We start from the raw sequence: 13,026 nt of genomic DNA on the forward strand, positions 1-13,026 counted from the left end.
GATTTTAGAAAGGATAAAAGCCATCCTGCGCGGTTAAAGTAACCGTATGAAAACCTATAAGGTAAGGATGTGCTAAATATGATCAAACCTTTTGTGCCCCAGCTTGTTTACATTGAACCAAGGGCGTTAGAGTACCCGTTAGGACGAGAGCTGAAGGAAAAGTTCGAGGGTATGGGTATTGAAATAAGAGAAACGACTTCACATAACCAAGTAAGAAATATTCCGGGTAAAAATGACTTGCAAAAGTATCGTAATGCGAAATCAACGCTTGTCATTGGTGTGAGGAAAACGTTGAAGTTTGATACGTCTAAACCATCTGCAGAGTATGCGATCCCATTTGCGACAGGATGTATGGGGCATTGCCATTATTGCTATCTGCAAACGACAATGGGAAGTAAGCCGTACATTCGAACATATGTGAATGTTGAAGAAATATTAGATCAGGCGGAGCAGTACATGAACGAGCGTGCGCCTGAAATCACGAGATTTGAAGCTTCTTGTACTTCAGATATTGTAGGAATTGACCATTTGACACATACACTAAAGGCAGCGATTGAATACTTCGGCCAGACTGATCTTGGTAAGCTTCGCTTTGTCACCAAATTTCATCATGTCGATCATTTACTTGATGCAAAGCATAATGGCCGAACAAGATTCCGCTTTAGTATCAATGCGGATTATGTCATTAAATATTTCGAACCCGGAACATCACCGTTAGATCAGCGGATTGAAGCAGCTGTTAAGGTCGCAAAAGCAGGCTATCCTCTTGGCTTTATTATTGCCCCAATTTACATTCACGAAGGCTGGCAGGAAGGATATAAAGTTCTTTTTGAAAAGCTCGATGCAGCCCTAACTGAGGATGTCAGGCACGATATCACCTTTGAAATGATTCAGCATCGTTTTACAAAACCAGCGAAGCGTGTGATCCAAAAAAACTATCCGAAATCAAAATTAGAATTGGATGAAGAAAAAAGACGTTACAAGTGGGGGAGATATGGAATTGGGAAATATATCTATCAAAAAGATGAGGAACAAGAACTAAGACAGACGTTAGAATCATATATCGATCAGTACTTTCCGTCTGCAAAAATTGAATATTTTACTTAAAGCAAGCCTTTATGGCTTGTTTTTTCTATTTAAATTTTCTTGCAACTATTGAATGCGGTACCAATTTTGCCGATATACAAAATAAGATGCGAAAGTAGGATGTAGGGGTGATGAGATGTTTAAGAAACTTCAAGTGAGAATAGCTGTTTTCATCTCAGTTATTTTAATTTTAACCGTCGTGGCCGTTCAAGTGGGTTCCAACATAGTATTAACACCACTCATTGAACGGGATGCAAAAACCACCACAGCGGCAACAGCAGAAAGCATGAGAGATATTATTGCACAAAAGCTTGATAATTACGGGGGTACAATTAACAAACTGGCAACAAGTACACTGACTGAAGATTTTGCACAAAAGCAAACAAAACAAACATTAGCCTTTGAAAACGATGAACTAAAAGTCTTGCAGGAGCAGGATGAACTCATCTCACTTGCCTATATAGGAACAAGTGACGGTAAAATGTTTGCCTTCCCAGAGTCTGATTTTGGTGAAGGATATGATCCAACTAAGCGAGATTGGTTTATCAATTCGGCTGAAAAGCCTGATGAAGTCATCTGGACAGATCCGTATATTGATAAAGCAACGAATGAAATGGTTGTCTCAGCCACCAAGGCAATTGTGCGAAATGGAAAGGTTGTTGGAGTCGCAGGACTTGATTTGAAGCTGTCTTCCATTCAATCGTATATAAAGGAACAAAAGATTCCTTATATGGGAAACGCTTTTTTAGTTGATGGCAAAGGAACGATTTTGGCACATCCAACTGAGCAAGGAAAAAACATATCAAAAGTCGCTTCTGTAAAAAAAGCGATCGACAATTCCGGTCTTGATGATAACAAAGAACTGACGGTCATATCTAAAATCAAAGAGGCCGATTGGACAATAGGTGTCAGCTTTGAGAAAAAGAAACTGCTTTGGATCACAGAACAAATGAATCAGACAAGCATCATTATTTCAGTCATTGCCATTGTTCTTGCGATCATTCTCAGTTTCTTATTAGCAAGAAGCATCACAACGCCAATCAAGCGTCTGATCGAGCATGTGCGTAAGGTGTCTGAAGGTGATTTAACCAGCTCACTTGAAACGAAATCTCAAGATGAGATTGGTTTCCTCACGAAGAGCTTTAATCAAATGACCGAGGGGATCAGAGAGTTAATTGAAAAAGTAAAAGGGGCTTCAGACCAAGTAGTGACATCAACGGATGAAGTCACACAAATATCAAATGAAACCTTGCTGTCGAGCGAACAGATTGCAACGGCCATTCAAGAGGTGGCAACAGGGGCGTCTAAGCAGGCATCAGATGCAGAAACGATTAATGAGAAATCAGAGCATTTGTATGAGAAAGTGCGCCATATGGGTGAGCTTGCCTCACAAATGCAAACCAACTCAAAATCATCTGAAGATGCAAGCTATAAAGGGCTTGATGCACTTGGTGTGCTCGTCCAAAAATCAACACAAGCGAGCGAAGAATCGAAAAAGGTAGAGCAAATGCTGCTAGACCTTGAGCATAAAACGAAAAATATTGAAAACGTTGTGACCGCCATCTCTGAAATCTCTGATCAAACGAATTTACTTGCACTGAATGCAAGCATTGAAGCAGCAAGAGCCGGAGAAAGCGGACGAGGATTTGCTGTTGTTGCAGAAGAAGTCAGAAAGCTTGCTGAACAATCTGCGCAATCAACAAAGCACATTAGTGAAACCGTCAAACTCATTCAAGATGAATCGAAGAAGGCGGCTGAAGCGATGACAGCAGCAAGTAAGATGAATGAGGAACAAGGTGAAGCCATTAATGCAACAGGCGAGGCACTGAGCAGTATCACAATGGAAATGCAGGCACTTGTCGGTTCAATCGACAGCATTCATACACAGATCAATGAAATGACAGAAGAACAGCAGAAGATGAGTGACTCCATTCAAAGCATTGCTGCAATTTCAGAAGAATCTGCTGCTTCAGCAGAGGAAGTGCATGCATCTACAGATGAACAAGTCCAAGCGTTAGAAAGAACGAAAACCTCGACTGAAATGCTAAACGAATCAAGCCAGGCATTACGTCAGGCGGTTGACCGGTTTAAGCTGTAATCAAGCGGAAAGGAACCTTGCGGCGTGAGCAAGGTTCTTTTTGTATGATAAAATAAAGCAGAGGAGGTGTTGACATGAATGTCAATTTATCTGGGAAAAAAGCATTGGTCGCTGCAAGCAGTCAAGGTATCGGAAAAGCGATTGCCTTTGCTCTAGCAAAAGAGGGAGCGGATGTGATGCTTTCAGGAAGGCATGAGCACACGCTGAAAGAAACGGTGAAAGAATTATCTCCGCTTGTAAAAGGAAAGCTGACTTATCAAGTATGTGATGTGTCTGACGCGCAGCAAATCAAGGCGCTCGTTCAAGCGGCAGCTGGTGATGAGAAGTGTCTAGACATTCTTGTGAACAATACAGGCGGGCCAAAAACAGGGACGCTTGAAACCTTAACAGATGAGGACTGGTTGGAATCATTTCAGCTTCATTTACTCAGCTATATTCGATTATTAAAAGAGGCCTTGCCTTATTTGAAAAAACACGGCGCACGCGTATTAAACATTGCGTCCATGTCAGTAAAAGAACCGATCCCAGGCTTGATGCTGTCAAATACTTTTAGACCAGCTATTGTCGGCTGGACAAAAACAGCCGCTCAGGAGCTTGCAAAGGATGGAATTTTGATTAATACGTTAGCCCCAGGGAAAATTGAAACAGACCGCGTTAAACAGCTGGACAAGCACCGCGCACAGGCAGAGCACCAAACAGTTGAAGAAATCAAAGCACAGGCTGAACGTGCGATTCCGCTTGGCCGCTACGGACAGCCAGAGGAATTTGCAGCATATGCAGCTTTTCTTTTATCTGAAGCAAGTACATATATGACAGGTCAAACACTCATCATTGATGGTGGATTGACAAAGTCTCTTTAAGGAGGAACATGGGGTGACAATCAAAACAGTTGGTTTTATTGGAATTGGTGTAATGGGACGCAGTATGGCAGAACATTTAATGGATGCTGGTTATGAAGTTCTCGTTTATACAAGAACAAAAGCGAAAGCAGATGCGCTCATTCAAAAAGGCGCATCATGGAAGCCGGCAGTGAAGGAAATTGCAGAACATGCAGATGCTGTCATCACAATGGTAGGATATCCATCAGATGTAGAAGAAATCTATTTAGGTGAAGAGGGGATTGTGGCACATGCTACGCCTGGTACTTATCTGATAGATATGACGACATCGAAGCCTCAGCTGGCAAAAGAAATTGAAGTGAAAGCGAAAGAAAAAGGATTGTTTGCGTTAGATGCACCAGTTTCTGGCGGAGACGTAGGCGCAAAAAATGGAACGCTTGCGATCATGATTGGCGGAGAAAAATCAGCCTATGAAGCGTGCCTGCCCTTATTTGAGCAAATGGGCGAAAACATTCAATATCAAGGACCTGCAGGAAGCGGCCAGCATACCAAAATGTGTAACCAAATTGCGATCGCAGCAGGTATGGTAGGCGTTGCAGAGGCTATGGCCTATGCCGAAAAATCAGGACTTGATCCAGAGCACGTGCTCAAAAGCATCACAACGGGCGCAGCAGGAAGCTGGTCCTTGTCAAACCTTGCACCAAGAATGCTGAAAGGTGATTTCGAGCCAGGGTTCTACGTGAAGCATTTTATCAAGGATATGGGCATTGCACTTGAGGAAGCAGAACTGATGGGAGAAGAAATGCCAGGACTTTCACTTGCAAAGTCACTTTATGAAAAGCTGAGCGAACAGGGCGAAGAAAACAGCGGCACACAGAGTATATATAAATTATGGGTAAAATAAAAAGACCTGTCCCATTTAGGGACAGGTTTTTTAGATATCTTATTTTCCGATGAATTGCTGCGTCCAGTAGTTACCAGATTTCACATAACCAACACCGATATGTGTATAGCTTTTATTTAAGATATTTGCTCTGTGACCTTCACTGTTCATCCAAGCAGTCACCACTTCTTGAGGAGATCTTTGACCTTGGGCAATGTTTTCACCTGCTGTTTTGTAAGTGATACCGAATTTCTTCATTTGATCAAATGGAGATCCGTAAGTTGGGCTTGTATGAGAGAAATAGTTTTTATCTTTCATATCTTGAGATTTTGCGCGAGCAGATTTGCTTAGTTTTGAATCAACAGAAAGTGCTTTTAATCCTTGCTTTGCACGCTCTTTGTTTGTAAGCTCAACGACTTCTTTTTCAAATGCATTCAAGCTGCTGTCTGCTTTTGCTGTCGTTGTGTCTTTTTGATCAGCTTTTGTATTGTTATTGTTGTTTGTATTTTGTTTTGCTGGCGCACTTGGTTTAGAAGCAGTAGGTTTTTTCACTGATTCTTGTTTTTGTTCATTTTTTGCTTTGTTTACTTCTTTCACCACTTTTGTGCCAGTAACAGGTTGACCGCTTTTGATCAGCTTGTTTAAAAGAGCTTCGATCTCTTTTTGATTCGACTTGCTTAGCTTGTTTACATCTGAAGAGATATGTAATTTTGCAGCTAATGTATGAAGATCAATGGTTTGATGCTGTACATGTATTACTTGTTTCAGGTTAAGCTCCTTCGCATCAGCTGAATGTCCCCCAGTGAACGTGATGAGTGCAGCAGCCGTTAGCGCTGAAAAAAAGAATGATTTCTTCTTCATATTGTAACTCCTCCTAAAATCTTTGTTTTGTTTTCTCACAGAAAATCATAACATGGACTTTTTGTTATAAACGTACCAGCATCCTCCATTGACAATGCCTGTTTGTCATTTTTGTTAAAGTCACAAAAAAACCCGCCTCATATCAAAGGATAGGGAATTCTTCCATTTAATGAAAACGACATAAACATACCAATATTTTAAAGTGTTAGTATATTTTTTTGCATAATAGGGATTGACAGCTTTTTTTCACTTGTTTCGCTGTAACAACTATTACAAAAGTGTTACAATAATGAGTGGTAATTGTAAAAGATTGAAAGGATGAGAGGAGCTACATAAGTGGGAGAGAAACAGCATCAAGGTGGTGCCGAGCAGAAAAAATTCAAGCGCCGGAACGCCTGGAGGATTAATCTCTTTTTCTTCGCTGTCTTTAGTTTATTTGCTGGACTTGTGATCAAGCTTGGTGTGCTGCAGATCGTCAATGGTGAGGATTATAAAAAGCAAGCAAACCGAACAGAGGTCAAAACAGCATCATACCCGTCTCCGAGAGGAAAAATGTATGACGCGAGAGGAAGAGTCGTCGTTGATAACGAAAGTGTACCTGCCATCGTTTATACATCAGAAAGTGGTGTGAAGGCGAAGGATAAGATTAAAGTAGCAAGAAAACTTGCAACTTATATAAAAATGGATACTGATTTTTTGAGAGAGCGTGACATTCGAGATTTTTGGCTGGCGAGCCACCCGGAAAAAGCGGATAAGCTCCTTTCAAAAGCAGAGAAAAAGGATCTTAAAGCAAAGGATGTCTATCCGCTTCAAGTAGAGCGTGTGTCTAAGAAAGAAGTCAAGGCGATCGAAAACGATGCAGAGGAAAAAGCAGTTGCAGCGATCTATCGTAGATTTACAGGCGGATATGCCTTTGAGCCTCAAATTGTGAAAGCAATGGACCCGAACGAAGAGAAAAAAGGGGACGAAAAAGTGGCTTTACTCGATGAAACAAAAGAGTCAAAGCAGACGTCATCCGTGAGTTTGACATATGAAGAGATTTCACTTGTGTCAGAGCATCTGGATGAACTGCCTGGTGTAAATGTCATCAATGATTGGACAAGAAAATACCCGTATGAAAAGACGCTTTATAATGTACTTGGCGGTGTGACCACACCAGAGCAAGGCATTATAAAAGAGCGTGAAGATTACTATATGGCAAGAGGCTACTCACGAAATGACCGGGTAGGGAAGAGCTATTTAGAGTATCAATACGAGGATTTTCTGAACCCAGAGAAAGCGACCGTTCAATATACTCAGGTTGGCGGGAAGCTGCTCGATGAAATCAAGCGGACAGAGGGACGAAGAGGACTTGATCTTGCACTGACATTTGATATGGAGCTGCAAAAGGAAGTCGACAAGATCGTCGAATCAGAGCTTAGATCCGCTAGTGCGAGAAACTATATGATGGACCGCGCATTTGTCGTGATGATGGACCCTAACACAGGGGATGTTCTTGCGATGTCTGGCAAGAAAATGGATGGCAGAGACGTCACAGATTATGCCATCGGAACATTTACGACCCAGTACGAAATGGGCTCTGTTGTCAAAGGAGCCACAGTACTTGGCGGTTATCAGGACGGGATGTCACACAACCAATCCTATATGGATACACCGCTTTATTTTGCAGGAAGTAATGGAAAGCCGAAACAGTCTTACAAAGTTCTTGGATGGGTCAATGACCTTCAGGCTCTCCAAAAAAGTTCCAACGTCTACATGTTCCAAGTAGCGATGAGAATGGCGGGCATCACCTATCAAAAGGATGGGCCGTTACCGGCAAGACCTGAGCACTTACAAAAAATGAGAAACTACTATGCGCAATTCGGTCTTGGCGTGAAAACAGGGATCGATTTGCCGCAGGAATCAAGCGGGATGCAGACACATCCTAAGACGGTCGGCGGACTTTTGCTCGATGAAGCAATTGGCCAGTATGACACGTATACACCGCTTCAAGTTGCCCAGTACATGTCGACGATCGCCAATGGAGGAAATCGCGTTCAGCCAAGAGTGGTGAAAAGCGTTCACCTTCCAACGAAGAAGAATGAAGTAGGCCCAGTCGTGAAAAAATATGAGCCGAAAGTGCTGAACACCATTAACAACTCGAAAGCAGATATTGACCGCGTCAAAATGGGGCTGAAAATGGTCACATCAACAGGTGGAACTGCCGCTGGCCGTTTTGGTCAGCATGATGTCGCAGGAAAAACAGGGACGGCCCAAACCTTTTACTATGGTGCTAACCGCAGCTGGTGGGGAAATGCCACGTACAATTTAACCTTTGGGGGATATTATCCATCGTCCAATCCGAAGGTGGCTTTTAGTGTCGTGACACCTTATGTCTCAGATAAAGATTCCGTCATTAAAACCATCCCAAGTAAAATTATTGATAAGTACGTTGAATTACAAAAGAAATACGAAAAGCAGTAAACAGCAGAGAGCACAGCAAGAGAATGTGCTCTTTTTTGCTGAAAATATGGACGTTTCCCTCGATGACGGAAGGAAAATACGGGTTTTCTAGCGAATCTTTTTTATACATCAATCTAAGGACAACCCTAAAAAATGAAAAGGAGGGTCGGACGACGATGGAACAAAAAATGAAAGATTCGAATCAGCTTTATTCGAATATTGATTTACATGCCGTTCTTTCTTCTAATGGCCGCTTTCTCTACATTTCTTCTAACTGTAAGCAGCTTTTGCTCTATGAACAAAAGGATTTACTAGGGTGTTTTTTGAAAGACTTTGTTCATACCGAAGATCAATTTCTCGTCGAGAGTTATTTCTACAATCAGCACATGCTAGAGATTTCCCACTTTAGGCTGCTTAGAAGTGACCTAACAGCTGTATGGATTGAAGCTAGTATTGATTTTGTTGCTTGTGATGAGTTAGACAGTGAATTAAGTAGAGAAATGATCCTAAAAATGAGGGTGCTGGACGCTGAACCGCAAAAAGCAGCATTTCAAACAACATCAGAAGTGTCAGAACAGTCGTTAGGCAGTCTGCCGGCTTTCCAACATGTCAGTGAAGCTGAACAATTGATTGCCATGCTGCCAAATCCGTTATGTATTACGATTTTAGGGGAAATTGTTTATGCGAATGATGCGATGCTTCAATTAATGGGGGTAAGTACAAGAGATGACATGATCGGCAAAACTGCATTTGACTTTATTGCTGAGGAGTACCATGACATTGTGAGAAGCCGAATTACGAGGCTGCAGCAAGGCCTTCCAGTCGGAATGATTGAACAGATATGGAAGCGGAAAGATGGGAGCAGCATTCATATCGAAGTGAAGTCATCACCTACGATCTATCAAAATCAGCGGGCAGAGCTTTTGCTGTTAGTGGACATTTCATCCCGTAAGAAATTCCAAACCGTTCTTCAAAAAAGCCGGGAGCGGTATCAGCTGCTCATCCAAAACTCCATTGATACGATTGCGGTCATTCATGATCATAAATGGGTGTTTATGAATGAATCAGGCATTAAATTATTTGAAGCCGAACATTACGATAAATTAATAGGAAAGGATATTTTCCACCAGATACATTCCTGTGACCAGCAAAAAGTGAAAAAGAGCTTGTCGCGTATTATTGAAAGAGCATCAGATTCCGAGATTGTCACGATGAGCTGTCATACATTTAAACACAAGCTGATTTATACTGAAATGGTGTGTATCCCAACCACATTCTTTGGGGAAACAGCCGTTCAAATTATTTTAAGAGATATATCGGAACGTAAGCAGACAGAAGAGCTCATGCTCCGATCTGAAAAATTATCGATCGCAGGTCAATTGGCAGCTGGCATTGCACATGAAATCAGGAACCCATTGACCGCTATCAAAGGCTTTTTGCAGCTCATTAAACCGAAAACAAAAGATCGCGATCAATATTTCGAGATTGTTTTCTCTGAGCTGAGCCGGATAGAGATTATATTAAGCGAGTTGCTCATGCTGGCAAAACCGCAGCAAACGGCATCGATGCAGACACTTGATTTGAAAAAAATCATCAGCGAAGTCACGGCTCTATTAGAAACACAAGCGAACTTAAATGGTATTTTAATGAATACAAGTGAGATAGAAGAGGATCTCCTGATGAACGGGGATCAAAATCAGCTCAAGCAGGTGTTTATCAATTTAATCAAAAATGCCGTCGAATCCATGCCGGACGGAGGTAAGGTTGACATTACGGCCAAAGCAGAAAGAGATGGGATTCTCGTCACCATTCGTGATGAAGGGGTCGGCATTCCTGAATCGGTCATGAAGCGAATAGGAGAGCCTTTTTTAACGACAAAGGAAAAAGGCACTGGACTTGGCCTCATGGTGACATTTAATATTTTAGAAAATCACAACGGGACGATCCGTGTGGATAGTCATCCCGAAAAGGGCACCGTATTTCACATCATGTTTCCTGCAAAATAAAAACAACGGCAAGAGAGCCGTTGTTTCAGTCTGTTAAATGAATGGAACGTTTTTCAAGGACGAATTGTTCTAGGCGGTCAAGTCCTTCTTTCAGTGTTTCAAGTGAATAAGCATAGGACAGACGCACATACCCTTCGCCGAGTGGAGAGAAAGCAGACCCTGGTACAACAGCAAGTCTTGTACTTTCTAACAGCTCCATACAAAAATCAAAGGAACTCATCCCAAACGATTCAATGGATGGAAAAATATAAAAAGCGCCAGAAGGCTTAATGACCGGAAGCCCCATAGAAATGAGCCGATCATATACATAATCGAGTCTTTTCTTATATTGCTCTCTCATGATGAGTGCATCATCCACACCATTTGTCACAGCTTCAAGTGCCGCCTTTTGTGAGACAGCCGAGGCACAAGACACGTTATATTGATGTACTTTTAATACATGTTTAGCAATTGGAGCTGAAGCAAATAAAAAGCCAATTCTCCAACCGGTCATGCTATGAGATTTAGACAGTCCGTTAATCACAATGGTCTGTTCCTTTAAGAAAGAGGCAATTGAATGATGCGGCCGGTCAAATGTCAGCTCGCTATAGATTTCATCGGATAAAATAAAGATGTCTTTTCCTTCAAGGAGCTGGGCAATCTCTTTCAATTCTTCTTCCGAAAGCGTGACACCAGTTGGGTTCGAAGGATAAGGAAGCACAACACACTTTGTCTTTTCCGTTAATGCATCCTCAATCAGCTTGGCATTTAATTTAAAGCCAGCATTCGTTGTGTCGATATGTACAGGCTTCCCGCCACACATTCGAATGATCGGTTCATAGCCAGGGTAGACAGGTCCAGGTAAAATGACCTCGTCACCCTCTGACAAAATGGTTCGAAACGCAGCATCAATCGCTTGACTTGCACCTGTCGTCACAATGATTTCTGACTCTGCATCATAATCAAGATTGACTTTCTTCTTGATGTAGTGCTGGATCGCTTGTCTTAGCTCTAGGAAACCAGCATTATGAGTGTACGAGGTGAAATTCTCGTCAATGGCTGCTTTGGCAGCTGTTTTGACATGATGCGGCGTATAAAAATCGGGCTGGCCTATCGTCAAAGAAACGACATCCTCATATGACGATACGAGATTTGAAAATGTTCGAATGCCTGAAATTTCAATATCCTTTACTCTTGGATTCAGCAAATGCTCCATTTCTCATCACCTTAAAAATTTATGTTTTTATCCTATTTTACCATTCACTGCATAAATGTCACCCGCGAAAGGCACTGGATATCATTATCTGTAGTCTATTCTCCTATTCATCACAGCATGAGTGATATATTGAAGAAAGAGCAACATTTATTATAGCGTAACCTCACGAGAAAATACAGGCTGCGGTGAACAGGATTAGAAAACGTCACAACTGTGTAAACTGAAAGAACGTGAGAATCAGGTCATGGGAATTGCTTTCATAGACATACGATCTCCTAAAGGAGGACGATAGATGGAACAATCAGCGAAGACATCGAAAATCGCGTTTCTATCCGTGATGAGTAACACATTTGTTGTCATCTTAAAAATCATTGTGGGTCTGCTCACTGGATCTGTTGCGGTTTTATCAGAAGCCATTCATTCTTTTCTCGATTTAATGGCATCTTTTATTGCATTTATCTCTGTTCGTATTTCAAGAAAGCCAGCAGATTCTAAACATCCTTATGGACATGGAAAAGTCGAAAATATTTCTGGAACGATTGAGACCTTGCTGATTTTCGTTGCTGGCATTTGGATCATATACGAATGTGTTCACAAATTAATGCACCCAGAGCCAGTCAAGCTGCCTGTGCTTGGCATTGTGGTGATGCTGATAGGCGCGCTCATCAATTTTATCGTATCGAAGGTTGTGAACAAAGAGGCGGAGCGAGTGCATTCTGTTGCCATGAAATCGAATGCATTGCACCTGTTAACAGATGTGTATACGTCACTAGGGGTCGCATTCAGTTTATTGCTTGTAGCATTAACCGATTGGTATTTCTTAGATCCGATCATTGGAATGATACTCGCTCTCTTTATTATGCGTGAAGCATTTAAACTCATGAAAGAAGCCTTCCCGCCGCTTGTAGACGCCCGGCTAACACCCGAGGAAGAAAAATCGATAGAAGCAATCATTCAAGGATTCAGTCAAGAGTTCATCGAATATCATGACTTTCGAACAAGACGATCCGGTGCAGAGGAATATATTGATTTCCATTTAATTGTAGATGGTAAGACAACGATTGAAGATGTTCACCAATTATGTGATCGAATTGAAGAGAAGATTCAGCAAGAATTTCCGCATGCACAAATCTTTATTCATGTAGAACCTGAAAGTGAAAGAACTTCACAAACGTAAAAAAGGCGATCAACCAACTTAGGTTGTATCGCCTTTTTTTACGCTTCATCTATGAAATGAAATCAATATCCATAAGCAGTATCGTAATCTTCATACCAAGAGATATAAGCTGCGTCATCATTTGACAAATCATGCTTCATGTCCAAAAAATCAGCTTCGCAAATATCTTCAATCACAGTCATTTCGTTGTTCTTTAATAGTACGACAGTTCCCATCATGAACACCTTTCTTTAAAAAATCCTTGACTATTGTACCATGTGAAGAGCGGTTGTCAACAGCAGAATGGAAACAAGACGAAAATATCACAAAATGTTAAAAAATCAGGAGGTAAAAGAACTAGAAGAGCCATGACTTTCACAAATTTTCAGTATTTATTCACATAAAACATTAAGAACAAACTGATCTAAAATATATGTAAAAGTGTACAACTCCATTGATC

Annotated in this window: 10 protein-coding genes and 1 pseudogene; 8 read left to right on the plus strand and 3 right to left on the minus strand. The window is 41.5% G+C overall.

Annotation, left to right across the window (positions count from 1 at the left end; translation table 11 throughout):
- Window positions 1-78: 78 nt before the first annotated feature.
- The 5 genes and pseudogenes from splB (at window position 79) to C6344_RS02285 (ending at window position 4,927) form a co-directional block, all read left to right on the plus strand.
- Complete coding sequence (gene splB / locus C6344_RS02270) at window positions 79-1,107, plus strand: spore photoproduct lyase (RefSeq protein WP_060596131.1); 1,029 nt, start codon at window positions 79-81, stop codon at window positions 1,105-1,107.
- A gap of 115 nt (window positions 1,108-1,222) precedes the next feature.
- Window positions 1,223-2,245, plus strand: a pseudogene (locus C6344_RS19180) (cache domain-containing protein); the annotation flags it as partial.
- Entirely contained in the window at window positions 2,237-3,184 is a 948-nt protein-coding gene (locus C6344_RS19185; RefSeq protein ID WP_411265993.1) for a methyl-accepting chemotaxis protein, read from the plus strand. The pseudogene C6344_RS19180 and the gene C6344_RS19185, both read left to right, overlap by 9 nt.
- A 74-nt stretch (window positions 3,185-3,258) precedes the next feature.
- The gene (locus C6344_RS02280; protein ID WP_066030970.1) at window positions 3,259-4,044 is read left to right on the plus strand and encodes an SDR family oxidoreductase; all 786 of its coding nucleotides are present in this window, start codon (window positions 3,259-3,261) and stop codon (window positions 4,042-4,044) included.
- A gap of 52 nt (window positions 4,045-4,096) precedes the next feature.
- On the plus strand, window positions 4,097-4,927 hold the full coding sequence (locus C6344_RS02285) for an NAD(P)-dependent oxidoreductase (protein ID WP_262982144.1): 831 nt from the start codon (window positions 4,097-4,099) through the stop codon (window positions 4,925-4,927).
- A 39-nt stretch (window positions 4,928-4,966) separates the two neighbouring features.
- On the opposite strand, the gene C6344_RS02290 is transcribed toward C6344_RS02285, so the two are convergent.
- A complete protein-coding gene (locus tag C6344_RS02290; protein WP_060596134.1) occupies window positions 4,967-5,767 on the minus strand; it encodes a CAP domain-containing protein in 801 nt (266 codons plus the stop codon).
- A 336-nt stretch (window positions 5,768-6,103) separates the two neighbouring features.
- Here C6344_RS02290 and C6344_RS02295 point away from each other — a divergent pair, with 336 nt between their 5' ends.
- A complete protein-coding gene (locus tag C6344_RS02295) occupies window positions 6,104-8,230 on the plus strand; it encodes a peptidoglycan D,D-transpeptidase FtsI family protein (protein ID WP_106072691.1) in 2,127 nt (708 codons plus the stop codon).
- A 155-nt stretch (window positions 8,231-8,385) separates the two neighbouring features.
- Window positions 8,386-10,215 carry a PAS domain-containing sensor histidine kinase gene (locus tag C6344_RS02300; RefSeq protein ID WP_060596136.1) on the plus strand — a complete coding sequence of 610 codons (1,830 nt, stop codon included), beginning with the start codon at window positions 8,386-8,388 and terminating at the stop codon, window positions 10,213-10,215.
- A gap of 25 nt (window positions 10,216-10,240) precedes the next feature.
- Here C6344_RS02300 and C6344_RS02305 read toward each other — a convergent pair whose 3' ends face one another.
- Window positions 10,241-11,410 carry an aminotransferase A gene (locus C6344_RS02305; protein ID WP_003210942.1) on the minus strand — a complete coding sequence of 390 codons (1,170 nt, stop codon included), beginning with the start codon at window positions 11,408-11,410 and terminating at the stop codon, window positions 10,241-10,243.
- Between the two features lie 292 nt (window positions 11,411-11,702).
- Here C6344_RS02305 and C6344_RS02310 point away from each other — a divergent pair, with 292 nt between their 5' ends.
- Window positions 11,703-12,587, plus strand: coding sequence for a cation diffusion facilitator family transporter (locus C6344_RS02310; protein WP_060596138.1), 885 nt, complete (start codon window positions 11,703-11,705; stop codon window positions 12,585-12,587).
- A gap of 62 nt (window positions 12,588-12,649) precedes the next feature.
- On the opposite strand, the gene C6344_RS18795 is transcribed toward C6344_RS02310, so the two are convergent.
- Window positions 12,650-12,802: a hypothetical protein gene (locus C6344_RS18795; RefSeq protein ID WP_162839369.1), complete on the minus strand. Its 153-nt coding sequence runs from the start codon at window positions 12,800-12,802 to the stop codon at window positions 12,650-12,652.
- Window positions 12,803-13,026: the final 224 nt, after the last annotated feature.

The sequence above is a fragment of the Bacillus sp. GBSW19 genome (assembly GCF_002998655.1).
Taxonomy (GTDB): Bacteria; Bacillota; Bacilli; order Bacillales; family Bacillaceae; genus Bacillus.